The sequence below is a fragment of the Burkholderia cepacia genome (assembly GCF_001039005.1).
GTDB classification, from domain to species: Bacteria; Pseudomonadota; Gammaproteobacteria; order Burkholderiales; family Burkholderiaceae; genus Burkholderia; species Burkholderia theae.
In genome coordinates this window covers 178,380-202,179 of the sequence record NZ_LDWR01000055.1, presented here as the reverse complement: position 1 = coordinate 202,179, position 23,800 = coordinate 178,380, and the positions used below count along the sequence as shown (strand labels likewise).

The following is a 23,800-nucleotide window of genomic DNA, read 5'->3' as shown; positions in this document are numbered from 1 at the left end:
TCTGGCTCTATACTGATGGGCCTTTCATAACCGGAGCGATTCTTTGGTACAGATCTTCGCGCTCATCGGCGCGTTGTTCCTGGTGGCCCTGAACGGGTTCTTCGTCGCGGCCGAATTCGGCCTCGTCAAATTGCGCGCCACGCGCGTCAAGACACTGGCCCGCAAGCACGGCCTGCGCGGCCGCATCCTCGGCATCGTGCACGGCCGGCTCGACGCGTATCTTTCCGCGTGCCAACTCGGCATCACGCTCGCGTCGCTCGGTCTCGGCTGGGTCGGCGAACCGGCCTTCGCGCAACTGATCGGCCCGCTGCTCGACCTGATCGGCGTGCAGTCCGAACGCGTCGTGCACCTGATCTCGCTCGCGTTCGCGTTCTCGCTGATCTCGTTCCTGCACATCGTCGTCGGCGAGCTCGCGCCGAAATCGATGGCGATCCGCCAGTCCGAGAAAGTCGGCCTGTGGGTCGCGCTGCCGCTGTATGCGTTCTACTGGGCAATGTATCCGGCGATCTGGGTGCTCAACAACAGCGCCAACGCGGTGCTGCGGCTCGCGGGGCTGTCGGCCGACCACGGCGGCGATGCGCACTATTCGACCGACGAGCTGAAACTGATCCTGCGCAGCCGCCGCAGCACGGCCGGCAACGCGGCCCAGCCCGCGCGCGGCACGTACAGCAACGACGAGTGGAACACGCTCGCGCATTCGCTCGATTTTTCGTCGATGACCGTGTCGGACCTGATGCGGCCGGCTCATGAAATGATCGGCCTGCGGCGCGACCTGCCGCTGCCGGACAACATGGAGATCGTCGCGCGGCACCGCTTCAGCCGTTATCCGCTGTTCGAGGATGCGTCGCGCGAACAAGTGAGCGGGCTGATCCACCTGAAGGACCTGCTGCTCGCACGTCACGCCGGTGCGGCCCTCGAAGACCTGTCCGACTACGTGCGCCCGGTGCAGTACGTGAAGCCCGACACCCCGGCGCTCGACCTGTTCCGCCGCTTCCGCAAGGGCGCGCCGCACTTCGCGCTGGTCGGCAACAAGGGCGAGAAGCCGATCGGCTTCCTGACGCTCGACAACCTGCTCGGCGCGCTGGTCGGCCAGATCCACGACGAGTTCCGCCAGGGCGACGCCGACTGGAGCCGCCTCGACGACGGCACGCTGATGGGCAAGGGCAGCCTGCCCGTCGTGTCGCTCGAGCAGGCGCTCGGCATCGACATCGACGAAGGTCGCGCGGAATCGGTCGGCGGCCTCGTGATCCAGGCGCTCAGCGACCTGCCGACCGAAGGGCAGCGCGTGTCGTTCGACCGCTTCGACGTCGTCGTGAAGAAGATGAACGGGCCGCGCATCGTGCTCGTGCGCGTCTATCCGAAGATCGCGAAGGAGGCCGACGAATGACGGCCTTTCGTGGTCGTCGCCGCACGCGATGAACGCAACGCTGCCGCGCTGCTGTGTGATCACGCCGGAACCGGTGTCCGCGTCGGCAGCCGATTGCGCGGCGTTCGTCGACCGGCTGTCGGCCGTGCTCGCGCGCGGTGAAACGCTCGTGCAGCTGCGCGTGAAATCGTTCGACGCGGCCGCGTTCGCGCGGCTCGCCGCCGTGGCGCTCGCGCGCTGCGACGCGGCCGGCGCGCACCTGATGCTCAACGGCCCGATCGATGCGGCCGGCGTGATGCGGCTCGACGGCGCCGGCTGGCATCTCGACGGCGCGGCATTGCGCGCCGCCGCGCAGCGGCCGTTGCCGGCCGGGCGATGGGTATCGGCCGCATGTCACACACACGACGACCTGCTGCTGGCCGCACGCGCCGGCGCGGATTTCGTCACGCTGTCGCCCGTGTTGCCGACGCTCAGCCATCCCGGCGCGCCCGCGCTCGGCTGGAAACAATTCGGCGCGCTGGCCGCGCAGGCGGCGATGCCCGTCTATGCGCTCGGCGGGATGACGCGCGCACACCTCGACGATGCGCGCCGCCACGGCGCGTACGGCATCGCGGGTATTCGCGGGTTCTGGTAACTCGGGGGAGTATCTGCAGCGCAAGCCGGGCGCAACTGCGCCCGGCCGTCGGACAATCACGCTTTCACACGCTCATGCGTTCAGGTTCGGTCGCACGCCGCGCCACGAACCGTCGTCGATGCGACGCGCATCGTGCGTGAGCGCATACCGGTTGACGTCGCCCGTCAGCCACGCGACGAGCGAATACGGCGGCAACGCCCCTTCATCGACCCGGTCGCGCGCACGCGCCGGCGTCTCGAACACGACCTGCCCTCTCGGCGCGTCGAACGGCACCGCATCGGGCGACAGGTTCAACGCGATCGTCAGCGTCTCGTCGTCGGCGAGCCGCCATGATGCAAGCAGCGCGTCGGCATCGCCGTCGCCGCCCGCCTTCAGCGCATGCGCGTCCTGCGGCCGGCAATCGGACAACCGCGGCGAAATCAGCTTCGCGCGCACCGCGAGCGCCGACTGCACGAAATGCGCGCGCTCGGCATCGCGCGCGGTTTCGTCGAAGATCAACGGGATCTGCGGCGTGAGCAGCGACAGCGCGAGCGCGGCCAGACCGCCCGCTTGCGCCGGGTCGCCCAGGCCGCTGTCGCGCCACGCGCCATCGGACAGCACCAGCGACGTCAACGACAGCCCGCTGTCGGCGGCCATGCCTTCCGCCGATGCGGCCGGCTGGAAGGCCGTGCCGGACGCGGTCAGCGCGCGGGCGAGCGTGTGGATCGACTGGTGCGTGGAAATGCCTTCGTGGGCCGACGTATCGCGCCCCGTCAGCCGGTGCAGCGCGCGTTCGCCGCAACCGTTCCACTGCGCATCGAAATGGGTATCGGCAAGATGCGCCGGATGCCGCTCGCTGCCGAGCACGAGGTGGATCAGCCGGTCGGCCGGCACGGCCGCGCGCACGCGGTCAGCAATCTCGCGCAACCACGACACGCCGATCCGGTCGGCCTCGCGCAGGCGCAACCCGTCGCAACGGTATTCGTCGATCCAGTACAGCGCGTTGTCGCAGAAGAAATCGCAGACTTCCGGATGATCGAGCGCCAGCGGCGCCGCCTGCAGCGGATCGTCGCGCGTATGGAAGAACGGTGCCGCGTAGTGACGCAGCGCGTCGGTGCCGCTGCCGAAGCGCGCGTAGTCGAGTTCCAGCAACACCGCGAGACCGTAGCCGTGCGCGTCGTCGATCAGCGCCTTCAGCGCATCGGGGCCGCCTTCGACCGCGAGCGGCGCGAACGGCAGGCTGTCGTGCGGCGACGCGAGCAGTTCCAGCGCGGTCACGCCGAGGCGCGCGAGTTGCGGCAGGCGGCGGCGCACGCCTTCGAAGCCGCCCACCGCGTGCGGGCGAATCGCGTAGAGCGCGATGTCTTCCCACGGGCGCCCGCGCCAGAACGTGTGGCGCCACGTGAACGCGCGCGGATCGACGACCTCGCTCGGGCCGTTGAGCCCTTCGGGTTGCGAGCGCGACGCGGGATCGGGAATCGATACGGCATCGTCGAGGCGATAGCGGTAACGCTCGCCCGCGCCGCAATCGGCAAAGACTTCGAACCAGTTCGGGCCCGCCGCCGTCATCGGGACGAAGGTCGGACCGAAGCCGGTATCGAGTTCGAGCTGGACTTGCGTGCTGCCCGGCGCCCACACGCGAAAGTGCGTGCGCGGCGTCGCGCAGCGCGCGCCACAGGGCTGTGCGCCGAACGGCAAACAATGAATGTAGTGCTGCGCATACGGATCGTGCGGACAATCGGACATCATGCGCTCCTCGTGCGTGCCGAGCGGCATGGCCGCGCCAGCGGCGCGGCGCATCGGGGCCCGGCATGCGATGGCCAGGCGGGGGGAGAGAAACGAGTATGCGCCGGATTCGCCACCTCGATGCGGCGTGGTCAGGCATTTTTAAATGCGAATCGACCCCTGGAAAACCGGTGAGCCGGCACGCGCCGAGTCGGGTAGTCGGCATACCGGAATGATCGCTCGCCTTGTTGCGCCCGCCGCGCGCACTTACGCTCTGCGCCATGCTCGCGGACACGTCGTCCGCACCCGACCCGAGGACCCCGCCATGTCGCTTCCCGCCAGCGCCGCGAAATTCGATCCGGCACGCGCGCACGAATACGCCGAGCAATCCCGTATCGCACTCGCCGGCTACGATGCGTGCCATGAACTCACCGCGTGCATGCTCGCGTCGGCGATCGGCGCCGCCGATGCGCGGATCCTCGTCGCGGGTGCGGGCGGCACCGGGCAGGAGATCTGCGTGTCGGCCGCGCTGGAGCCGGGCTGGCGGTTCACGGCCGTCGACCCGTCCGCACCGATGCTTGCGCTCGCGCGCTCGAACGTCGAAGCCGCGGGCTTCGGCGCGCGCACGACGTTCGTCGAAGACGGCGTCGATGCGCTGCCCGGCGCACCCGCGTTCGACGGCGCGACGCTGATCGGCGTGCTGCACCATGTCCCGGGCGACGATGCGAAGGCCGCGCTGCTGCACGCGATCGCGCGGCGCCTGAAGCCCGGCGCCCCGCTCGTGCTCGCCGGCAACCACCGCCGCTACGCGGACCACCCGCGCCTGCTCGACGCCTGGCAGCAGCGCTGGCGCATGAAGGGCGCCACGCCCGACGCCGTGCGCGCGCAACTCGCGAAGATCCTGCAGGGCGCCGATCCGCCGGGGTCCGAGGAAGCCGTTTTTGGTCTGCTGCGCGATGCGGGCTTCGATGCGCCGCTGCGGTTTTTTGCGAGCCTGTTCTGGGGCGCGTGGATCGCGGTGCGGCGCGCATAACGGCTCGAAGCGGCTGGAAACGGCCCGCCACGCGATTCGCGTGCACACCATGCGCGCTAGGTATGATGTCGTTCCCGCCCCCTTCCGGCCTCGACATGCTCACCGTCCATCACCTGAACAACTCGCGCTCGCAGCGCGTGCTCTGGCTGCTCGAAGAACTGGATGTGCCGTACGAGATCGTGCGCTACGAGCGCGATCCGAAAACGATGCTCGCGCCGCCCGCGCTGCGCGCGATCCATCCGCTCGGCAAGTCGCCCGTCGTCACCGACGACGGCCGCACGTTCGCCGAATCGGGCGCGATCATCGAGTACCTGGTGGAACGCTACGGCAACGGGCGCCTCGCGCCGCCGCCCGGCACGCCGGAGCGGCACGACTACACGTACTGGCTCCACTACGCGGAAGGGTCGGCGATGCCGCCGCTGCTGCTCAAGCTCGTCGCGCTGCGGATCGCGCATGCGCCGATGCCGTTCTTCGCGCGGCCGATCGCGCGCAAGATCGCCGCGACGCTGCAATCGGGTTTCGTCGATCCGCAGATCGCGCTGCATCTCGGTTATATCGATGACACGTTGAGCCGCACCGGCTGGTTCGTCGGCGACGGCTTCAGCGCAGCCGACATCCAGATGAGCTTTCCGCTCGAAGCCGCGACCGCGCGCGGGGGCAGCAACCGGCATCCCGCGATCGCGCGCTTTCTCGATGCGATCCACGCGCGGCCCGCGTACCAGCGGGCGCTGGAACGGGGCGGCCCGTACGAACTGCTCAAGTAACCGACGTCAACTCAGCAATCCCGCCGCGACGTTGATCGACAGCCCGAGCACGGCCATGTTGAAGTAGAACGACAGGATCGACTGCGCGAGCACCGAACGCCGCGCGGAACGGTTCGTCAGCGACACGTCGGCCGTCTGCGATGCAACCGCGAGCGTGAACGCGAAATACAGGAAATCCCAGTAATCGGGTTCGGGGTGCTGGTCGGGGAAGCGCAGCGCGCGGTCGCTGCTCGGCGAGCCGTAGTAGAGCCGCGCATAGTGCAGCGTGAAGATCGTCGGGATCAGGAACCACGCGCCGAACAGCGTCGCGCCGGTTACCGCGTAATGGCCGAGCCCCGCGCGAAACCCGACGCCCTTGGCCGTCGCCAGCTCGATCGCGATCGCGGCCACGCTCGCGACCGTCGCGAGGCAGACGACCGTCAGCACGGTGGTGGCGTTTTCGTCCTCGCGGATCGCGATTTCGCGCACCTTGTGATGGTGCGCGGTAACCATGCGCACCCACATCAACGCGAGATACAGCCAGATCGCGCAATCCCAGCCGATCAGCGCACGCACGGTCGGACGCAGCGGAAACGGCAGCAGCACCGCGCACAGCAAGCCCGCGACGAACGCCGCGACCATGCGCGGCCGGTTGCGTAATACCTGCGGATAAAACGTCATCGTGAAATTCCGAAAGCGGATGGAAAGGGTTCGGCCGCGCACGCAAAGGCCCGCTGCGCCGCACCGGCGGGTACCGCCCCCGATTATCGCCATTCCATCGTGACGTGGCGATGGGCACGAGCGCCTAAGATAAGGGGATGACTGCCACCGCCCCCCTCTGCCGCCACCCCGCGAACACGGCCGGCCGCGACTTCGTCGTGGGTGACCTGCACGGGTGCGTGGACGTGCTGCGCGCGCTGCTGCACGACATCCGCTTCGATCCGGCTCGCGACCGCCTGTTCTCGGTCGGCGATCTCGTCGACCGCGGCCCCGCATCCGAAACCACGCTCGACCTGCTCGACCGCCCGTGGTGCCACGTCGTGCGCGGCAATCACGAGGAAGTGCTGAGCCTCGTGTCGCGCGGCAAGCTGTCGCCCGAAGCATGGCGCGGAATCGGCGGCGACTGGGGGGCCGACCTGCCGCCGGAACGGCTGCACGCGCATGCGGCGCGCGTCGACGCGCTGCCGCTGGTGCGCGTGATCGGCGACGGCCCCGGGCGCTTCAACGTGCTGCATGCGGAATTCTTCGGCTCGGACGCCGACCTCGACACGGGCAGCTATTCGCACGACGTGCGCGAACGGCTGATCTGGGGCCGCGATCTCGTCCAGGGGCTCGCCGATCCCGCGCGGCAGGCCGGGCTGTCGCTGACCTGCACCGGGCATACGCCGGTGCGCGCGCCGCAGCGGATCGGCGCGCAATGGTTCATCGACACGGGCGCGTTCGCGCCGTCCGGACGGCTCACGCTCGCCGAGCCGCGCACCGGCAGCACGTGGTCGATGACGCAGGCCGAAGCGCGCGAACGCCACGCGGGCGACTGGCCGCTGCCGTAACGCCTTCAAACCTTCGCACCTTCGCACCTTCGCGCCGGCAACGGCATGCGGACGGACGCGCGACCTAGCCGACCTGGCTCAGCTCGAACACCGCGTCGACGGCCGTACCGTTCCAGTTGTATTCGAGATAGGCCGCGTGATGGCAGTCGCGTAGCAGCGCGGTACGGAACGCCGCCAGACACTCCCCACGCGGATCGCGCACCGACGGATAGACGATCCCCGCGCCGCCGGCATCGCGCACCGCGCGGCCGAGCGCCTGCCCCGCGCTGTAGTCGAGCGGGTGCAGCAACGCCGGAACGCGCTGCGGCCACGTGCGCACGTCAGCCACGGCGCCCTGCGCGAACACCGTGTAGAGCCGCATCTGCTGGCGCATCGGCGGCTCCCTGGTCGCCGCCATGAACAGCGCGCTGTGATAGCGCGTTTCGGCGATCGCCGTATCGCGCGAGCGGGCGCAGTAGAACACGCCGTAGCTGCCGTCCGAAAAGCGGCTGCCCTGCGGATTCAGGTGCGTGAACGCAGCCATGATCGGCCCCCAGCCCAGCCCGTAGCGGCGCTCGGCGGGCGGCACGAGGTCGAGCGTGCCGACTTCGTTGCGGATGCGGTCGTTGGTCAGCGATTCGAGCGCGTAAAGCGCGTCGAAATCGTCCGATGACGCAACGCGGTCGAACAGGTTGATCGCCGGAAAACGGGTGGGGATCACGCGATAGGCAGGGGCCCAGTCGACGGCGGTCGTGGGCCATTGTTGTGATTCGATCGGCATCGTCACGCCCAGCCACCTCGCATCGCGTCGAGATATTGCCGGACCGCGACCAGATCGCCGACGTTGCCGGCCAGCATCCGGTCAAGTGCACGCTTGCCGCCGAACGGCGCCGCGTCGTTGGGCCGCTTGACCCATGCGTCGGCCGCGGCCGGCTGCGGCAGCAGGATCTGCAGCGCCTTGTAGATGCCGAGCAACAGCGATAGCCGCTCGAGCGTATCGCGCGGCAGGCGCGCCGATGCCGGTGTGGCCTTCCACTTGAAGAACGTCGAACGGCCGGGTGACCCGAGCAGCACGATCTGCTCGTCGATCGTCAGCTCCCAGTCGCGCGCGATGTTGAAAAACGCACGCAGGCCGGCCGCCGACATCTGCGCGACCGAAGCCTGCGGCGGGGCGGAATGCGATTCGTAGGCAGGCTGTGACATGATTGTTAGTCTCGAAATGAATCTACTAACAAGATTAGTCCATTTTCGTATTTTTGCAAGGGTCGACACCCGCCGACCAGTCAGTGCATCCCGCAAAACGATATTTTTTGTCCATTCTGGACTCTTATTTTATTTTCTGCGTTAATGGCCGTGCGGACCCCGCGTGCAGACGCGGTGCGTGTCCGTGGAACCGTGTCGTACAGAAACCGGAAGCCCCTCGCCAAGGAACGCACCATGAAGAGACTGATTGCCGCTGTTTCGATCGCCCTGCTCGCGGTATCCGCAGGCCCCGCCGTCGCGAAGGACTGGAGCACGATCCGCTTCGGCACCGATGCCAGCTACGCGCCGTTCGAGTCGAAGGCGCCCGACGGCAAGCTCGTCGGTTTCGACATCGACCTCGGCAACGAGATCTGCGCGCGCCTGAAGGCGAAGTGCGTGTGGCTCGAGAACGATTTCGACGGGATGATTCCCGCGCTGAAGGCGAAGAAGTTCGACGCGGTGCTGTCGTCGATGTCGATCACGCCGCAGCGCGCGCAGCAGATCGGCTTCACGACGAAGATCTACAACCAGCCGACGCGGCTCGTCGTGAAGAAGGGTTCGCCGCTGCTGCCGACGGCCGAATCGCTGAAGGGCAAGTCGATCGGCGTCGAGCAGGGCACGACGCAGGAGACGTATGCGAAGGCGTACTGGGGCAAGCAAGGTGCGAACGTCGTGTCGTACCAGAACCAGGACGGCGTGTATGCGGACCTGACCTCGGGCCGCCTCGACGCGGCGCTTCAGGATGAAGTGCAGGCGGCGATCGGGTTCCTGAAATCGCCGCGCGGCGCGAACTACACGTTCGTCGGGCCCGAACTCGTCGACGAGAAGGTGCTCGGCATCGGCGCCGGCATCGGTCTGCGCCAGGAGGACACGGACCTGAAGGCGAAGATCGACCGCGCGATCGTCGACATGGTCAAGGACGGCACCTACAAGCGGCTCGCGTCGAAGTACTTCGACTTCGACATCTACGGCGGCTGAAACGGCGTCGCGCGCGTACGGGCACACCACCCGTCGCGCGCGTCCGACCGCCCTCCCCTCACCACGGGACGGCAACGGCATTGCACCGTTCGCCGTCGCATCGAATGCTTCATCCGCCGCGTGCATCGCGCGACGCTTCATACATCATTCGGATTGCAGATCGATCGCTCGCGGGAGCGACGGACCATGCAACCGGATAACGTGCGACTTCGTTCAGTAGGCGAAGACCGGGCGTCGAGGTATCGGCGCCCGTGCGCACATGCCCTTGCGAATCGGGTTCGCGTGCAGGAAAGTGCCGACCCGGCGCGGATGACCGGCAATCAGCCGGATCCGCCTCGCACCGGGCGCGGAGAGATGGCCTGTCGAGGCATGCCGGCCCGCTGCGAGAGCGAGGTTCGACCGGCGATGCGCCGAATCACTGCGATCGCGGCCTGCCGGCAGCGGCGTGTGATGATCGATCATTTTTCTACCCCGTTTTCAGTCTGATGTTGTTTCGGCAACCGGACGATGCCGGCGCTCCGACGATCAGGCGACGACGGTCCGTGCTCGCCGGAACGCAGCTGCTGCGCCGCCTTCCGCCGCCGCATCCCCGCGGACTGCATCCTGACCGGTATTGACAGGGTTCGCTGCCGGACCGGACAGACCTCGCGTTGTCGACTTTCGCATGCCCACATTTGCAAGGAGCGGGCCAGCTTCGCGCGAGCCCGTCCGGACAAGGGGTTGGCCGGTCCGATAAGCAGCCGGAACGGGTGCGGAATGCCGGAGGTTGCGAAACTGAAACATGCGATGCGCGGCGTGCGTCGGCCGCGTGGCGGCCAAGCCTTGCCGGATAAGGCTGAACAATGGACCACGGAATTTTTACCGACGGGCGTCCGGCCGATCGGCCCGATTCGCCGCGCAAATTCGCCCAGCTGCCCAGACGAAATGTTTCATGCGCTTTACATGCGATCGGCAGCGCGGGGGACGCAGGTCGTCCGCAGGATGGAATGGCGCGTGCCGGGGCGGCCGATCGCACGGCTATACTGCGACACCGACCCGCGCCCCGCGACACCACACTGCCCGCAAGACCGCCCTCGATGATCCGCACCGCCTATGTCGCCGAACGCACCAGACTGATCCGCTTCGGCGTATCGGGCCTCGGCTCGACCGCACTGCATGCGCTGATCGCGGCCGCGATGTTCGCGCTGTTCGACGCAACGCCCGTGATCGCGAACGCGACGGCGTTCGCCTGCTCGACCACGTTCTCGTATCTCGCCAACACGCTGTGGAGTTTTTCGTCGCCCGTGACGTGGGGCAACTTCGTGCGCTTTCTGGCCGTCGCGCTGGCCGGCCTCGTCGTGACGATGCTGCTCGCGCACGGCACCGAGACGCTCGGGCTTGCGCGCGCATGGAGCGTCGTCGCGGTCGTGCTGTGCGTGCCGCCCGTCACGTTCGTGCTGCACCGGCTCTGGACCTATCGCTGAACCGGTTCACGCGCGCATCGCGCGCCGCTCAGCCGACCCGCTGACGCCCCGTGTCGCCGGACGGCGCGCCGTCATGCCCGCCGTTGTCGCCGTTGTTGTCGTGATCGTTGAGCCCGTGCTCGATCATCATCCGGTAGAGCGTCACGCGCGAGATGCCGAGTTCGGCGGCGGCCTTGTTGATCCGGTGATCGTTGCGCAGCAGCGCGTTCTCGATCGCGGTGCGCTCGGCGAGCGCTCTCGCCTGTTCGAGCGTCACGGGTTCGGTTTCGCCCGGTGTGTCGAGCCCGAGATCGTGCGGCGTCAGCAGCCGGCTCTCGGCCATCACGATCGCGCGCCGCACGCGGTTGATCAGCTCGCGCACATTGCCGGGCCATTCATAGCGCCGCATCGCGTCGAGCGCGGCCGACGTGAAACCGCTGATCTTGCGGCCGCTGTCGGCCTTGTATTTCTGCAGCACGTAGTGCGCGAGGATGTCGATGTCCTTGCCGCGCGCGCGCAGCGGCGGTTCGTGGATGCGCAGCACGCACAGGCGGTGATACAGATCCGCGCGGAAGCGCCCGGCCTCGACCGCGCCGTCGAGATCCACGTGCGTCGCGGAAATGATCCGCACGTCGACCGCGATCGATTCCTGCCCGCCGAGCCGCTCGATCTTCCCTTCCTGCAGGAAGCGCAGCAGGCTCGCCTGGCTTTCGACCGGCATGTCGCCGATCTCGTCGAGAAACAGCGTGCCGCCGTTCGCCGACTCGATCCGGCCCGCGCGCCGCTGGTTCGCGCCGGTGAACGCACCGCGCTCGTAGCCGAACAATTCCGACTGCAGCAGGTGATGCGGAATCGCGCCGCAATTGATCGCGACGAACGGCCCCTTGCCGCGGCTGGAACGCTCGTGAATCGCGAGCGACGTCAGTTCCTTGCCGGTGCCCGACTCGCCCGAGATGAACACGCTGGCGTCGGTCTTCGCGACCTTGCGGATCGTGCTGAACAGCTGCTGCATCGCCTCGCAGTTGCCGATCATCCCGTGTTCGCCGATCGACGCCGCATAGGCCGCGCCGTCGACGCGATCGAGCGCGGCCATCCCGCGCGCATGGCCGAGCACATGCGAAATCCATTCGTAGGGCAGCGGCAGCGTCACGTAATCGAAACAATAGCTGCGGATCAGCTCGCGCACGGCGGGCGTGATCGTGATGCCGGCCTGCGCGATGGAGATCCAGCCGATCGCCGGCTGGCTCAGGCACGCCTTCAGCGCGGGATATTCGCGCGACGTGAACCCCGTGAAATCGACCAGCCCGGCGGCCACGCTCACACCGGAAGTCATGTTCTGCGCGGCGCCGGCGGTCTTTGCGACCGCAATCTCCCAGCCAAGCTCGCGCAGTTGCGCAAGCAACGGCTCGTCGGGCGAACGCATGATCACGAACAGCTTGCGTCCGGCTTCGGGAGCGGTGACGGACACATGCGTCAGCTCGGGCGCCGCGTGCCCGTTTGCGTCGGGTGACCTTGCAACCATCGTTGTTCCCCGCTTGGCGTTGGTATCGCGCATCGGCTCGCCGCCGCGTGCGACGACCTCGATAGAACCGACATATTGGCCGCATTTCCGTCCGAATAAAATCCCCCTGCGCATGAATCGCGCCGGGGCGGACACTGTCATGAACGGTATATCGATACGGCAGGCGTGCGGCTAGATGGGTGTTATCCCGGTGGCGGGCGCGGCGCGAACTCGGGAGAGACGGGCAACCTGCCCGCAAAGCCGCGCCGGTGCTGGCGCGCGGCGCGCGCATGCGATCCGGCGGACGCAAAAGCGATGCGCCGGGGAGCGCCCGCGCGGCCGGTCGACCGGGCAGGCGTATACCCGCGCTGCCGGTTCCGATTGACTTCGGTCAATCGTCAGATGAAGTCGGTTGATGCACGAACGCAACAGGCGCGATCCGGCACCGCGCATCGCTGCGCGGCGGATACGTTACCGGCCCGACGCGAGCGGCACCGGCGCGTTCGCGCGGCCGCGGCCGGCCGGCGTGCCGTCGTGTTCGCCATACGTGGCGGCGAGCGCGTCGACCCGCGCGAGATGGTGGCGGTTGTCGTGATCCCACGGATGGAAGCCCGGCCGGAAAAAGCTCAGCCATTCGCCCGCGATGCGCGGAAACAGCCCGCGGCGCGGCCCGTACAGGAACGCGAGCATCCGCAGCATGCCGCGCACGTGATGCCCGGCGCCGCGATCGCGCCACAGCAGCGTCACGTGCATCAGGAACACGGTCGGCCAGAACGTCAGCGTCGTCAGCAGATATACGCCGATGCGGATCAGGTAACGGCGCAGCCCCGGCTTCATCGCGGCATTCCAGACGTCGAACGACACGGCCTTGTGCTCGGTTTCCTCGAGCGCGTGCCAGATCCACATCTGGCGGTAGCCTTCGACCGAGCCTTCGAGGCGCGTCGGGTCGCGCAGCAGCCAGTCGGCGAGCATCGCCGTGTAGTGCTCCGCCGCGACCGTATGCGCGAGCTGCACCGAATGCGGCAGCTTGCGCTTCATGAAGCCGAGCACCGCCCACACGCGCTTGTCGAGCTTGCGCGCGGGCAGGTGGTTCGCCTGCATCAGCTCGTTGTATTCGACGTGCTCGCGCGTATGCATCGCCTCCTGGCCGATGAAGCCGAGCACCTGCTGCTTCAGCACGGGATCGTCGATCCGGTCGCGGTAATTGCGCACCGAATCCATGAAGAAGCGCTCGCCGGCCGGAAATAGCAGCGACAGCGCGTTGAAGAAATGGGTCACGTGCGACCCGAGGCCATGCCAGTCCTTCGCGCGTTCGACCGGCAGGTCGAAGCGCAGGTCGCGGCGCACCGGCATGATCCCGGCTGCGGTGGCGGAAGCGGCTGACTTCATGTTGATCGTTCTCCTTGTTCCGGAGCGGCCCGGCGCGTCATCCGACGCGGCCGGCGCGGGCCCCGGCGGCGCGTCGCGCACCGCCAAAATCTTGACATCGACAGATGTAAAGATAGGCCGCCCGCGCCGGCGCGCGCAAGCCGCGCGGTAGATGCGCGCTTCCAAACAGGGCACGGTCGAAACGGTGGAAAAAACGGCGCTCGAACGGCGCCCGGACGCGCCGAGATTCGAACGCGCGCGCCGGCTGGCGAGCGGTGTGCAGCGGCCGGCACGGCGTCCCGCCGCCGCCGCGAAAGCCAGATGCGGCGGGCGTTTCGCGGAATCCAGAGGCGGCACGCGGCACGCCGCCGGCCGCCCCGGTAGCACCGATTCATACGCGCGGCGCACTCGCGTGGTGCAACCCCGGACGCGCGGCCCGGAAAAAATTCAAACGCGCGTTCCATTTGCGCTTCGGGCCATCGCGGGCGCCGCGGCCCGCGACCGTCCGCGACACGCCGGCGACGGGGCAATCGCCACGTGCGGCGGCCCGCTGCGCGCTCGCCTACAATAACGGTTTTACGAAACCTCTTTCAGGAGAAGTCATGTCTGTCACCACGACCGAATCGGGCCTCAAATACGAAGACCTGACCGAAGGCACCGGCGATGTCGCGCAAGCCGGCCAGACCGTCAGCGTCCACTACACGGGCTGGCTGACCGACGGTCAGAAATTCGATTCGAGCAAGGACCGCAACGACCCGTTCGCGTTCGTGCTCGGCGGCGGCATGGTCATCAAGGGCTGGGACGAAGGCGTGCAGGGCATGAAGGTCGGCGGCGTGCGTCGCCTGACGATCCCGCCGCAACTCGCCTATGGCCCGCGCGGCGCAGGCGGCGTGATTCCGCCGAATGCGACGCTCGTGTTCGAAGTCGAACTGCTCGCCATCTGACGACGCAACCGGCCGGTTTCCATTCGATGGAACGCATTGCCTCCCCCGCCATCGCGCTGCGCCGCTACGACACGTGCGAAGCGTCGGACGTGCACGACTTCCATCAGGTCGTGCTCGGCGTCGATGGCGCGATGGTAATGGCAGTGGACGGTATCGGCCGGCGCATCGACCGGCACGCGGCCTGGCTGATTCCGGCCGGCGCGCGCCACGACTACGCGGGCCTCGGCGACAATCGCCAGCTCGTGATCGACCTGCCCGCCGCGTCGCTCGCGGTACCGCAGCGGCTGTTCGACCGCGCGCGCGCCGTGTCGATCGACCCGGCCCTGACGTCGCTCGTCGCGCAGGTCGCAGCGGCCGCCGCGCAACTCGATGCGCCGGCCGGCGACGCACGACAGGCCGCCGTGCACCGTTTCCAGTGGCAGGCCGCCGCACGCCTGTGCGGCGCGCTGCTCGACGACGCCGGCATCGCCGCGCCGCTGTCGGGCCTCGAATCGGGCCTCGATTTCGCGCGCATCGACCGCTGGCTGCGCGCACGGCTCGCCGAGCCGCTGCGCATCGCCGATCTCGCCGCGCATTGCGGCTACGGGATGCGCCGCTTTCATCAACTGTTCGTCGACGCGTTCGGCGAAACGCCGCATCGCTACCTGCAGCGGCTGCGGCTCGACGCAGCGATCGTGCTGCTCGCCGACGGCCGGCATCCGCTCGTCGACATCGCAGGCATGGTCGGCTTCGCGGACCAGAGCACGTTCACGCATGCGTTCACGAAACGCTTCGGCGTTGCACCGGGACGCTGGCGCGGCGAGCGCCACTGAGCGAATCCGTCCCGCGGAATACGCGTCGACGCACATAGCGGCACGGTTCGTGCAGGCCTCGTGCAGGCCGCATCCGCATCGCTCCTGTCGTAGCCTTCGTCTTTCACGTTGCTGGCTTCTGCACACTCGCAGCCCGGCCCCATCGCATCGCGCGTATCGACGCTTCACGTCCCGCTGAAACATCGCCCGCCCGCCGCGTCCTACGATGGGCACATGAACACGACCACACCCTCCCCCGCCTTCCCGTCCGCGCTCGCTCGTGTCGTCGCAACCGTCAGCATCGGTTTCGTCGTTACGCAGCTCGACGTGACGATCGTCAACATCGCGCTCACGCATCTCGCCGGCGACCTGCACCTGCCGGTCGCCGGCCTGCAGTGGGTCGTCGATGCGTACACGCTCGCGTTCGCGGTGCTGATGCTGTCGGGCGGCGCGCTCGGCGACCGCTTCGGCACGCGCCGCCTGTACGTCGCGGGCCTCGTGCTGTTCGCGCTCGCATCGCTCGCGTGCGGCGCCGCGAATGCGCCCGCGATGCTGATCGCGGCCCGCGCGCTGCAGGGCGTCGGTGCCGCGGCGATGCTGCCCAATTCGCTCGCGCTGCTCAACGACGCGTGCCGGCAAGACCCGCACCTGCGCGCGCGGGCCGTCGGCTGGTGGACGGCGGCCGGCTCGATCTCGATCGCGGCCGGCCCGGTCGTCGGCGGCCTGCTGATCGCAGCGTGGGGTTGGCGCGGCATCTTCCTCGTGAACCTGCCGTTATGCGCGGCAGGACTCGCGGCCACGTTCGCGTGGGTGCCCTCGCGCCGTGCGACACCGGCGACAGCAACGCCGGCCGCGCCGCCCCGGTCCGTCCGTGCGCTCGATCTGCGCGGCCAGCTCATCGCGATCGCGATGCTGACCGCACTGACTGGCGCCGTGATCGAATGGCGGCCGCTCGGCTTCGCGCATCCGGTCGTCGCCGGCGGTTTCGCGCTGGCGGCGCTCGCCGCGCTCGCGTTCGTCGCGGTCGAATCGCGTACGGCCACGCCGATGCTGCCGCTGTCGCTGTTCCGCCATCGCACGTTCAGCGCGGCCGTGCTGTTCGGGATCTGCGTGAACCTCACGTACTACGGCACCGTGTTCGTGCTCGCGCTCTACCTGCAGCGCGCACGCGGCGAATCGGCGTTGCAGGCCGGCCTCGCGTTCCTGCCGCTGACGGGCGGCTTCCTGCTGTCGAATCTTGCGAGCGGCCGGATCGTTGCACGTCACGGCCCGCGCATGCCGATGCTGGCGGGCGCGCTGGTTGCCGCGCTCGGCTACGGGTCGCTGCATTTCGTCGACGCGTCGACGCCGCTGGCCTTCCTGCTCGTGCCGTTCCTGCTGATTCCGTCGGGCATGGGTTTCGCGGTACCGGCAATGACGACGGCCGTGCTCGCGTCGGTCGCGCCCGAGCGGGCCGGCATCGCGTCGGCGGTGCTGAATACCGCGCGGCAGGCCGGCGGCGCGATGGGTGTTGCGGCGTTCGGCGCGCTCGCCGGCGGCGGCGGTGCGTGGCAGGTCGTGGACGGGTTGCGGATCGAAACGGCCGTGTCGGTCGCGCTGCTGGTCACGGCCGCGCTGCTCGCGACACTGGTCCGGCCCGATGCACATCGCGGCACGTCGCCCGCGAGTCACGCGCTGCCGGCTGCGGATTGACCTTGTGCGTTCATTGCGGTCACGCGTCGCCGGGGTCGCGCTGAATCAGGTGACGCCACGGAAAGACGTTGTCCTTGAAATGACTCACATAGCCGCCTCTGCCGGCCTGGACCACCATGAATTGCAGCCGCGGATGCAACCCACGCAGCGCTTCGAGTTCGTCGCGATCGAGACAGGTATTCCTCAACGTCAGCGTGTGGAGCCGCTGGCCGGCGTTGCTCTTCAGCAAACGCTCGTAGGCATCGAACGACGTCACGCTGCCGGCATCGCGCGCATGCTTCCACGCCGAGTGCAACTCCGTCGACTCGGAAAAATCGAGCCAGCCGAGCGACGGCAAGTTGTCGCTGCCGGCGAGACCATCGATGAACTGCTGCGTGTCATATCCGCCGCCGATGCGCAGCCGGTTCAGATGCGGCAGCGGTACCTCGAAGAAGTTCGCATCGGGTGCATTCGGCACCGTCAGCTCGGTGAGAAACGGCGCCTTCGCGGCGAAGCGGGCAATTTCGCCGCCCTCCTCCATGATCAGGTCCCGACGAACGATCATCGACAGGTTGTGATCGGCCGGCTCGGTGGGCTTCACGTACAGCGAACGCAGCATCGGGAAGCGCGCGTCCGAATCGAGCAGCGGACCGAAATCCCATTCGCGCGTGCCGTTCGCCCCTTCGTCCGGACCGCTGAACGCGAGATCGGTCACGAGATCCGCGACGTCCCGTTCCGCAAGACATTGCAGCGTCCAGTCGAACGGCTTCTCCCACGCGTCGCCGAAGTACCGGACATGCAGCCCGGCCCGCATCGGCGCGACGACGACATGGTTGAAATCGGTCTGCCACAACGGTTCCGCCGGATCCGTATGGTCGTGCCCGTCCTCGGCTCCCTCGCGCTCGCAGTGGTCGTGGATACGGCGCTGCAGGTCGAGCAGCAGCCGATAGCCGGCGGAATCCAGCGGATGGGTCATGGTGATGCGGCTCCGGTCGACGACGATCGCGACAGTCTATCCGACGGTGTGACTGCCTCGCATGACGCTCACCGCCGCGTCGCGCCCGCTTCGTCACCGAGCTTCCGCACGACCGTCTCGGCCGCCTTCACGGGCCGCCCGTCGTCGTGCCGCAGCGCGAGCTTGCGGATCGCCCGCCCCGTGTGGCGATCGACCAGCACCGAATGCGGCTCGCCGCGTGCGAACAGGTTCGCCTCGCCCCACTGCCGCAGCATCACGATGACCGGAAACAACCCCTCGCCCTTTTTGGTCAGCGCGTACTCCTGATACGCGGTGCCGTCCGACGCCGGCACGACGTCGAACACGCCGGCTTCCACCAGCATCCTGAGCCGGTCGGACAGGATGTTGCTCGCGACGCCGAGGCTCGCGCGGAAATCGCCGAACCGGCGCACGCCGTCGAACGCATCGCGCACGATCAGCATCGCCCAGCGATCGCCGACGATATCGGTCGCCCGCGCCACCGGGCACGGCGAATCCGCAAGACTTTTCTGCCTGGCCATGTTCCTCTCCGCAATCGTGCCGGCCGCCTTCGGGGCAGCGCCGGCCATCCGTGCGCGGGCCCGTCGCCCATCGCACAACAAGTTGCATTTTAAAACTACTTTTCCTACACTCACACTAGTTTTAAATTGCAACTACATTGCGCGAGGCAATCCGTGGAATCTTCCTGTCATTCAAGCAACGTGGCGTCGAACGCATCGAACGTAGCGTATCCGTCCGACGACGGCCGCCTGTCCGCGGCCAGCGTCGCGCTGCTGGCCGTCTGCTGCGCGGCGAGCGTCGCGAACGTCTACTACGCGCAGCCGCTGCTCGATTCGATCGCGCGGGATTTCGGTGTGTCGCAAGCGGCCGTCGGCGGCGTCATCACCGCGACGCAGCTCGGCTGTGCGCTCGCGCTGCTGTTCGTCGTGCCGCTCGGCGACCTGCTGAATCGCAAGCGCCTGATCACCGTGCAGCTTCTGCTGCTGACGGCGGCCTGCATCGGCGTGGTCGCGGCGTCGACGCGCATCGCACTGCTGGCGGGGATGGTCGCGGTCGGCCTGCTCGGCACCGCGATGACGCAAGGGCTGATCGCGTGCTCGGCCGCACTCGCGGGCGCCGGTGAACGCGGGCGCGTGGTGGGCGCCGCGCAGGGCGGCGTCGTGATCGGGCTGCTGGCCGCGCGCTCGCTGGCGGGCGTCGTCACCGACGTGGCCGGCTGGCGCGCAGTCTATCTCGTGTCGGGCGCGCTCGCGATCGCAATGCTCGTCGTGCTGTCACGGCTGTTGCCGAACACGAACGGGCCGCGCGAACGCATCGGCTACGCGGCGCTGCTGCGCTCGATGGTGTCGCTTCTGCGCGATGAACGCGTGCTGCGCGTACGCGGCGCGATCGCACTGCTGATGTTCGCGGCGTTCAGCATCTTCTGGAGCGCGCTCGTGCTGCCACTGAGCGCCCCGCCGCATTCGATGTCGCATACGCAGATCGGCGCATTCGGCCTGGTCGGCGCGCTGGGCGCGGCGGCGGCCGCGCGCGCGGGCCGGCTTGCGGATCGCGGGCGCGGCGAAACGACGACCGGCGCCGCGCTCGCGCTGCTCGCGCTCTCGTGGCTGCCGCTCGCGTTCGGCACTACGTCGATTGCGCTGCTGATCGTCGGCATCGTGCTGCTCGACATCGGCGGGCAGGCCGTCCATGTCGTCAACCAGAGCATGATTCTCGGTGCGCAGCCCGATGCGCATGCGCGCCTCGTCGGCTGCTACATGCTGTTCTACTCGGCCGGCAGCGGGCTGGGTGCGATTGCGTCGACGATGATGTATGCGCGCGCCGGATGGACCGGCGTCTGTGCACTTGGCGCGGTTGTGAGCGTTGCCGCGCTCGGCGTATGGGCCGCGACGCTCAGGCGCGCGTGACGCGTGCCGGCGACGCGAATCGCATCATGGGGAAAGCCGGCCCGCCCGCTTCGGGCGGCCGGCGCGCGAACCGGCCACGCACACGCGCCGGTTCGACCTTCGTTTCGGCACGCCGGTTGCGTGCCGCGGGGGTTTCAGCCCGCCGTCTGGATCGCCTCTTCGTACACGCTGGCGACGCGCCGCGCGATCACCGCGTTATCGAAATGGTCGCGCGCGTAGCGCTTGCACGCGAACTCGTCGGGCAGCGTGATCGCGCCCGACAGCGCGGCGCCGAGCCCTTCCGCGATCGCGTCAGCACCGGTCGACGGCAGCACGAGATCGTCGGACAGCCCCGCTACCGCCTCCGGCAGCCCGCCGACCGGCGTGACCAGCACAGGCGTGCCGGACGCGAGCGATTCGACGGTGATCAGCCCGAAACCTTCGAGCGCGACCGTCGGCACGACGCTGACCGTCGCCGCGCGATACAGCGTCGCGAGATGATGGTCGGGCACGAAGCCGAGCAGCTTCACGTTGTCCTGCAACCCCGCCCCATCGATGCGCTGCTGCAGTTCCTCGCCGATCTTGCCCTTGCCCGCGATCAGCAGCAACACGTCCGGTTGACGGTGCTTGATGAGGCCGATCGCGTCGATCAGATCCTCCAGCCCCATGCGCCGCACGAGCCGGCGCACGGCCAGCACGATCGGACGATCCTGCGGCAGCTGCAGCTTGTGCCGCGCCTCGACCGGCGTGAGCGGCGTGTCGAACTGCGCGGTATCGACGCAGCCGGGAATCACGCGCACACGCGACGGCTCGATTCCGTAGCGGTTCGTCAGGATCTGGCCGAACGCCTGCGACAGCACGATCAGCCGCGACGAGCGCGTATAGACGGCCTGTTCGAGATAGCGTTTCGCGCGCTGCCCGAGCGACGCGGCCCCCTCGACCTGGCTTTCGTCGGCCCACGGCCCCTGGAAGTGCGACACCTGCGGAATCCCGCGCGTCACATCGAGACCCGGAAACGTGTACAGCGCGAAATGCGACGAGATCACGTCCGGCCGCTCGCTGCGGATTTCCTCGCGCAGCGCGCGCCGCGCGGCGAGCATCCGGCGCGCGAGCGGCTCCGACGCGGGGCCGAAGCCCTGGATCGCGCCGCCCGTGTCGTCGGCGACCTTCGGCGAGCCCGCGACGAGCCCACGCACCTCGACGCCCGCGCCCGGTAGCGCGCCGACGAGCGAGTAATACATCCGGTCAAGGCCGCCCGCGCGTTCGGGGAACCAGTGCATACCGATCTGCAACGATTTGATCGGCCGGGAAGATTGAGACATCACGGGTGCTCCTGCGTGACTGCATGCTCGACCCGCTCGAAAGCGGACGGCTGCGGGGGTTGGCCGATGCGCCGATAAAGCGCGATGTACTGGGCGCCCATGTGCGCCCAGCCGAAACGGGTCATCAGTTCGCGGGCCGCGTCGCCCATCGCGCGGCAGGTGTCGCGCGATGCCGCGAGCGAGCCGATCGCCTGCGCGAGCGCGGCCGGATCGTCCGGATCCTCCAGCACGATCCCGCATTCGCGCGTGATGATTTCCGCGCCGCCCGCCGTGCGTGCGGTGACGACCGGCAGACCGGCCGCCATCGCCTCCAGCAGCGACAGGCTCATCGCTTCGTAGCGCGACGGAAATACATACGCGTCGACCGAGCGCATCAGCGTCGGCATGTTCTTCACCAGGCCGAGGAAATGCACGCGCGAATCGATGCCGAGCGCGCGCGCCTCGTCCGGATACGGGCTGCCGGGCAGATACCCGGCCACCGCCAGATGGACGTTCGCCGGCAGCTTCGTCAGCGCCTTCAGCACGGTGCCCAGGTTCTTGCGCGGCGTGCGCAGGTCGCCGACGAACAGCAGCAGGAACGCGTCGTCCGGCAGCTTGAACGCCGCGCGGTCGGCTTGCGCGCCCGCGAACGCGCTGCCGTCGACGCCGTTGTAGATCACGCTGATCTTACGGCTGTCGATGCCGAGCGCGGCGATCTCGTCGGCCACTTTCTGCGACACGGCGGTGATCGCGCGCGAACGCCGGTACGCCCAGCGCTCGAGCACGGTGTTCACGCGCGTGTAGACGTACTGGTAAGCCGACCACAGCCCCTTCGTGGGCCCGAACGGGTAGTACGGGCTCCTGAACCAGCCGCCGTGCACGAAGTGCGCGGTATTCACGTCGGCCTTGATCCACGAAATGAAGCCGTTCACGTGCAGCACGTCGTAGTCGCTGCGATGCGCGCGCAGCCACCACGCGCTCTTCAGCGCGAACACCTGCTGCTTGACGAGATTCGACGGCCAGAAGCCGCCGACCTTCACGGGCACCCAGTGCACGCGCGGGTCGGCCAGCAGCTCGGGCGCGACGTGCGATGCGACCAGCGTGACCTCGTAGTTCTCGGCCAGCGCCGCGCGCGCGATTTCGTAATTGACGCGGCCCTGCCCGTCGTTATGTCGCACGACATGCGTGACGATCGCGATTCTCAATGCTCGCCTCCCCGTGAACGCGCGGCGGCCAGCAGGCGTTGCGCCTTTTGCCAGTGCGCCGCGGAAAGAATCGAAAAAATGGCTGTGAACATCAGCAGGCCGCCCGTGCCGATCAGCGAGTTCGTGAACACGAGCATCGCGAACGTCGACAGGCACAGGCTCAGGCAGGCGCCGACGAACTTGTCCTTGCGCAGCTTGAACGCCGCGCGCAGCGTGCGGCCGAACAGCATCACGACACCGGCCAGATACAGCAGCGTGCCGGGCCAGCCGAGCACGAACGGCACGTTCATCACGCCGCTGTCGAAGCTGCCGTACTTGCCGAGCTCGCCGCTGTCGCTCGACAGCTTCGTGGATGCGCCCGTCGCGCCCATCCCTTCGCCGGCGACGTCGGTGAACGCCGTCTGCGCGAAGGTCGCGTAGAACTTGTTGCGGTCGTCGTAGCTGCGGTCGTCCTTCAGGTTCGTGATCGACTGGAGACGCTGGCCGAGACGGTCGGCCACCGGCCCGACGGTCAGGAGCGGCACGCACAGGCCGACCAGCACGACGCCGCTGATGAGGATCCGCATCCGCACGCGGTTGTTCGACTGCGCGAGCTGGATCGCAAGCGCGATCACCCAGCCGCCCCACGTCGAGCGCACCAGACACAGCGCGAACGACACGAAGCCGGCCGCCCCCGCGACCCAGCGGATCTTCTGCGGCGCCGCGAGCACGAACACCAGCGCGCCCATCATCGCGAACGCGAACGGACCCGACGAGTTCATCGTGCTGAACACGCGCACGCCATACGGCACCGGCTCGCCCTGCGAACCCATGTCCGACCCGATCATCCACAGCACATCCCACTGCGGCATCACGAAGTACTGCACGACCCCGTACACGCCCATCACGAGCATGCCCCACATGAACGTGGACAGCAGCACGTCGCGGTACTCGGGATAATCGCGCGCGTTGACCATGATGTGAAAACCGATCAGCACCGGGTACACCCAGTTCGCAAGGTCGTAGGTCGCGGCCATCACGCCGCTCGACACGATCCCGACGAGGTACGCGTACATGAGCCCGAACAGCATCAACAGCACGGGTATCCCGCGCCGCTGCGCGAGCACGCGGTAATGCCGGATCAGCCCGAAGCCGGCGATCATCGTCACCGCGAGCGGCGCGACCTGGATCAGGCTCGTCGGCGTGAACGCGCCCTTCGACCAGTCGGCGAGACGCCGCACTTCCGGGCTCAGGAACCACACCCACCACATGAAGCCGACATAGCGCGCCGGGCTCTTGAAATACAGCCAGATGCCGACCGCGATGGCCAGCACCGGAAACGCGAGCGTCAGCACCTTGCCCTGGTGAACGGCGATCAGCGCGGCGGTGAACGTCCACAGCCCGGCCTGCCCGACCCAGTGTTTCGGTTCGGCAAACCAGCTGCGATGGCGCGACGGTGCGCGTTCGGCGGTAATCGTACTCATCGATG

At 68.2% G+C, this 23,800-nt stretch carries 23 protein-coding genes; 11 read left to right on the top strand and 12 right to left on the bottom strand.

Translation table 11 applies throughout. The annotated features are described in order from the left end of the window. Positions 1-43 precede the first annotated feature (43 nt). Together VL15_RS29470 and VL15_RS29465 are read left to right on the top strand one after the other, a co-directional pair. Complete coding sequence (locus VL15_RS29470) at positions 44-1,387, top strand: hemolysin family protein (protein WP_048250211.1); 1,344 nt, start codon at positions 44-46, stop codon at positions 1,385-1,387. Between the two features lie 28 nt (positions 1,388-1,415). After that, positions 1,416-2,000, top strand: coding sequence for a thiamine phosphate synthase (locus tag VL15_RS29465; protein ID WP_048250210.1), 585 nt, complete (start codon positions 1,416-1,418; stop codon positions 1,998-2,000). 72 nt (positions 2,001-2,072) lie between these two features. Here the strand turns inward: VL15_RS29465 and VL15_RS29460 are convergent, their stop codons facing one another. After that, a complete protein-coding gene (locus VL15_RS29460) occupies positions 2,073-3,725 on the bottom strand; it encodes a DUF3459 domain-containing protein (protein WP_048250289.1) in 1,653 nt (550 codons plus the stop codon). A 304-nt stretch (positions 3,726-4,029) separates the two neighbouring features. Between VL15_RS29460 and VL15_RS29455 the strand changes: the two genes are divergently transcribed. Together VL15_RS29455 and VL15_RS29450 are read left to right on the top strand one after the other, a co-directional pair. Beyond that, positions 4,030-4,737 carry a class I SAM-dependent methyltransferase gene (locus VL15_RS29455; RefSeq protein ID WP_048250209.1) on the top strand — a complete coding sequence of 236 codons (708 nt, stop codon included), beginning with the start codon at positions 4,030-4,032 and terminating at the stop codon, positions 4,735-4,737. Between the two features lie 95 nt (positions 4,738-4,832). Beyond that, complete coding sequence (locus tag VL15_RS29450) at positions 4,833-5,501, top strand: glutathione S-transferase (RefSeq protein ID WP_048250288.1); 669 nt, start codon at positions 4,833-4,835, stop codon at positions 5,499-5,501. Positions 5,502-5,507: 6 nt separating this feature from the next. Here the strand turns inward: VL15_RS29450 and VL15_RS29445 are convergent, their stop codons facing one another. Then, positions 5,508-6,161 (bottom strand): DUF1345 domain-containing protein, encoded by a 654-nt coding sequence (locus VL15_RS29445; RefSeq protein WP_048250208.1) that lies wholly within the window; start codon positions 6,159-6,161, stop codon positions 5,508-5,510. Positions 6,162-6,298: 137 nt separating this feature from the next. On the opposite strand from VL15_RS29445, the gene VL15_RS29440 reads away from it, so the two are divergent. Next, positions 6,299-7,030: a metallophosphoesterase gene (locus VL15_RS29440; protein WP_048250207.1), complete on the top strand. Its 732-nt coding sequence runs from the start codon at positions 6,299-6,301 to the stop codon at positions 7,028-7,030. A gap of 64 nt (positions 7,031-7,094) precedes the next feature. On the opposite strand, the gene VL15_RS29435 is transcribed toward VL15_RS29440, so the two are convergent. Both VL15_RS29435 and VL15_RS29430 read right to left on the bottom strand, forming a co-directional pair. After that, positions 7,095-7,790: an RES family NAD+ phosphorylase gene (locus tag VL15_RS29435; protein ID WP_080970992.1), complete on the bottom strand. Its 696-nt coding sequence runs from the start codon at positions 7,788-7,790 to the stop codon at positions 7,095-7,097. A gap of 2 nt (positions 7,791-7,792) precedes the next feature. After that, positions 7,793-8,212, bottom strand: coding sequence for an MbcA/ParS/Xre antitoxin family protein (locus VL15_RS29430; RefSeq protein ID WP_048250205.1), 420 nt, complete (start codon positions 8,210-8,212; stop codon positions 7,793-7,795). A 234-nt stretch (positions 8,213-8,446) separates the two neighbouring features. On the opposite strand from VL15_RS29430, the gene VL15_RS29425 reads away from it, so the two are divergent. Next, on the top strand, positions 8,447-9,229 hold the full coding sequence (locus VL15_RS29425) for an ABC transporter substrate-binding protein (protein WP_048250204.1): 783 nt from the start codon (positions 8,447-8,449) through the stop codon (positions 9,227-9,229). A 213-nt stretch (positions 9,230-9,442) separates the two neighbouring features. Here VL15_RS29425 and VL15_RS40815 read toward each other — a convergent pair whose 3' ends face one another. Further along, positions 9,443-9,691, bottom strand: coding sequence for a hypothetical protein (locus VL15_RS40815; protein ID WP_080970991.1), 249 nt, complete (start codon positions 9,689-9,691; stop codon positions 9,443-9,445). 614 nt (positions 9,692-10,305) lie between these two features. On the opposite strand from VL15_RS40815, the gene VL15_RS29420 reads away from it, so the two are divergent. Beyond that, positions 10,306-10,692 carry a GtrA family protein gene (locus tag VL15_RS29420; protein WP_048250203.1) on the top strand — a complete coding sequence of 129 codons (387 nt, stop codon included), beginning with the start codon at positions 10,306-10,308 and terminating at the stop codon, positions 10,690-10,692. Between the two features lie 28 nt (positions 10,693-10,720). Here VL15_RS29420 and VL15_RS29415 read toward each other — a convergent pair whose 3' ends face one another. Further along, the gene (locus VL15_RS29415) at positions 10,721-12,193 is read right to left on the bottom strand and encodes a sigma-54 dependent transcriptional regulator (RefSeq protein WP_048250287.1); all 1,473 of its coding nucleotides are present in this window, start codon (positions 12,191-12,193) and stop codon (positions 10,721-10,723) included. A gap of 450 nt (positions 12,194-12,643) precedes the next feature. Then, positions 12,644-13,561 (bottom strand): metal-dependent hydrolase, encoded by a 918-nt coding sequence (locus tag VL15_RS29410; RefSeq protein ID WP_048250202.1) that lies wholly within the window; start codon positions 13,559-13,561, stop codon positions 12,644-12,646. Positions 13,562-14,142: 581 nt separating this feature from the next. On the opposite strand from VL15_RS29410, the gene VL15_RS29405 reads away from it, so the two are divergent. From VL15_RS29405 to VL15_RS29395, 3 genes are all read left to right on the top strand, one after another. Next, positions 14,143-14,484, top strand: a complete 342-nt coding sequence (locus VL15_RS29405) for an FKBP-type peptidyl-prolyl cis-trans isomerase (protein WP_048250201.1) — start codon at positions 14,143-14,145, stop codon at positions 14,482-14,484. Between the two features lie 26 nt (positions 14,485-14,510). Beyond that, positions 14,511-15,296 (top strand): AraC family transcriptional regulator, encoded by a 786-nt coding sequence (locus VL15_RS29400; protein WP_048250200.1) that lies wholly within the window; start codon positions 14,511-14,513, stop codon positions 15,294-15,296. Positions 15,297-15,509: 213 nt separating this feature from the next. Continuing rightward, positions 15,510-16,967 carry an MFS transporter gene (locus tag VL15_RS29395; RefSeq protein WP_048250199.1) on the top strand — a complete coding sequence of 486 codons (1,458 nt, stop codon included), beginning with the start codon at positions 15,510-15,512 and terminating at the stop codon, positions 16,965-16,967. Positions 16,968-16,986: 19 nt separating this feature from the next. On the opposite strand, the gene VL15_RS29390 is transcribed toward VL15_RS29395, so the two are convergent. Further along, positions 16,987-17,922 carry a hypothetical protein gene (locus VL15_RS29390; RefSeq protein ID WP_048250198.1) on the bottom strand — a complete coding sequence of 312 codons (936 nt, stop codon included), beginning with the start codon at positions 17,920-17,922 and terminating at the stop codon, positions 16,987-16,989. 68 nt (positions 17,923-17,990) lie between these two features. After that, entirely contained in the window at positions 17,991-18,461 is a 471-nt protein-coding gene (locus VL15_RS29385) for a winged helix-turn-helix transcriptional regulator (protein WP_196319638.1), read from the bottom strand. A gap of 153 nt (positions 18,462-18,614) precedes the next feature. Between VL15_RS29385 and VL15_RS29380 the strand changes: the two genes are divergently transcribed. Continuing rightward, positions 18,615-19,847, top strand: a complete 1,233-nt coding sequence (locus VL15_RS29380) for an MFS transporter (protein ID WP_048250196.1) — start codon at positions 18,615-18,617, stop codon at positions 19,845-19,847. A 134-nt stretch (positions 19,848-19,981) separates the two neighbouring features. On the opposite strand, the gene VL15_RS29375 is transcribed toward VL15_RS29380, so the two are convergent. Genes VL15_RS29375 through VL15_RS29365 form a run of 3 tightly spaced genes read right to left on the bottom strand, consistent with a single transcriptional unit; the run spans position 19,982 to position 23,795 of the window. Next, on the bottom strand, positions 19,982-21,148 hold the full coding sequence (locus VL15_RS29375; RefSeq protein ID WP_048250195.1) for a glycosyltransferase family 4 protein: 1,167 nt from the start codon (positions 21,146-21,148) through the stop codon (positions 19,982-19,984). After that, positions 21,148-22,332, bottom strand: a complete 1,185-nt coding sequence (locus VL15_RS29370) for a glycosyltransferase family 4 protein (RefSeq protein WP_048250194.1) — start codon at positions 22,330-22,332, stop codon at positions 21,148-21,150. Before VL15_RS29370 ends, VL15_RS29375 begins: the two co-directional genes overlap by 1 nt. Beyond that, on the bottom strand, positions 22,329-23,795 hold the full coding sequence (locus VL15_RS29365) for an O-antigen ligase family protein (RefSeq protein ID WP_048250193.1): 1,467 nt from the start codon (positions 23,793-23,795) through the stop codon (positions 22,329-22,331). Before VL15_RS29365 ends, VL15_RS29370 begins: the two co-directional genes overlap by 4 nt. Positions 23,796-23,800 lie beyond the last annotated feature (5 nt).

What these genes read in the sequence shown, in the direction of transcription:
- VL15_RS29390 (WP_048250198.1), bottom strand. Translation starts at nt 17,922, where the DNA reads ATGACCCATCCGCTGGATTCCGCCGGCTATCGGCTGCTGCTCGACCTG.
- VL15_RS29395 (WP_048250199.1), top strand. Translation starts at nt 15,510, where the DNA reads ATGAACACGACCACACCCTCCCCCGCCTTCCCGTCCGCGCTCGCTCGT.
- VL15_RS29455 (WP_048250209.1), top strand. Translation starts at nt 4,030, where the DNA reads ATGTCGCTTCCCGCCAGCGCCGCGAAATTCGATCCGGCACGCGCGCAC.
- VL15_RS29420 (WP_048250203.1), top strand. Translation starts at nt 10,306, where the DNA reads ATGATCCGCACCGCCTATGTCGCCGAACGCACCAGACTGATCCGCTTC.
- VL15_RS29440 (WP_048250207.1), top strand. Translation starts at nt 6,299, where the DNA reads ATGACTGCCACCGCCCCCCTCTGCCGCCACCCCGCGAACACGGCCGGC.
- VL15_RS29435 (WP_080970992.1), bottom strand. Translation starts at nt 7,790, where the DNA reads ATGCCGATCGAATCACAACAATGGCCCACGACCGCCGTCGACTGGGCC.
- VL15_RS29410 (WP_048250202.1), bottom strand. Translation starts at nt 13,561, where the DNA reads ATGAAGTCAGCCGCTTCCGCCACCGCAGCCGGGATCATGCCGGTGCGC.
- VL15_RS29385 (WP_196319638.1), bottom strand. Translation starts at nt 18,461, where the DNA reads ATGGCCAGGCAGAAAAGTCTTGCGGATTCGCCGTGCCCGGTGGCGCGG.
- VL15_RS29460 (WP_048250289.1), bottom strand. Translation starts at nt 3,725, where the DNA reads ATGTCCGATTGTCCGCACGATCCGTATGCGCAGCACTACATTCATTGT.
- VL15_RS29465 (WP_048250210.1), top strand. Translation starts at nt 1,416, where the DNA reads ATGAACGCAACGCTGCCGCGCTGCTGTGTGATCACGCCGGAACCGGTG.
- VL15_RS40815 (WP_080970991.1), bottom strand. Translation starts at nt 9,691, where the DNA reads ATGATCGATCATCACACGCCGCTGCCGGCAGGCCGCGATCGCAGTGAT.
- VL15_RS29445 (WP_048250208.1), bottom strand. Translation starts at nt 6,161, where the DNA reads ATGACGTTTTATCCGCAGGTATTACGCAACCGGCCGCGCATGGTCGCG.
- VL15_RS29365 (WP_048250193.1), bottom strand. Translation starts at nt 23,795, where the DNA reads ATGAGTACGATTACCGCCGAACGCGCACCGTCGCGCCATCGCAGCTGG.
- VL15_RS29400 (WP_048250200.1), top strand. Translation starts at nt 14,511, where the DNA reads ATGGAACGCATTGCCTCCCCCGCCATCGCGCTGCGCCGCTACGACACG.
- VL15_RS29405 (WP_048250201.1), top strand. Translation starts at nt 14,143, where the DNA reads ATGTCTGTCACCACGACCGAATCGGGCCTCAAATACGAAGACCTGACC.
- VL15_RS29430 (WP_048250205.1), bottom strand. Translation starts at nt 8,212, where the DNA reads ATGTCACAGCCTGCCTACGAATCGCATTCCGCCCCGCCGCAGGCTTCG.
- VL15_RS29375 (WP_048250195.1), bottom strand. Translation starts at nt 21,148, where the DNA reads ATGTCTCAATCTTCCCGGCCGATCAAATCGTTGCAGATCGGTATGCAC.
- VL15_RS29450 (WP_048250288.1), top strand. Translation starts at nt 4,833, where the DNA reads ATGCTCACCGTCCATCACCTGAACAACTCGCGCTCGCAGCGCGTGCTC.
- VL15_RS29425 (WP_048250204.1), top strand. Translation starts at nt 8,447, where the DNA reads ATGAAGAGACTGATTGCCGCTGTTTCGATCGCCCTGCTCGCGGTATCC.
- VL15_RS29415 (WP_048250287.1), bottom strand. Translation starts at nt 12,193, where the DNA reads ATGGTTGCAAGGTCACCCGACGCAAACGGGCACGCGGCGCCCGAGCTG.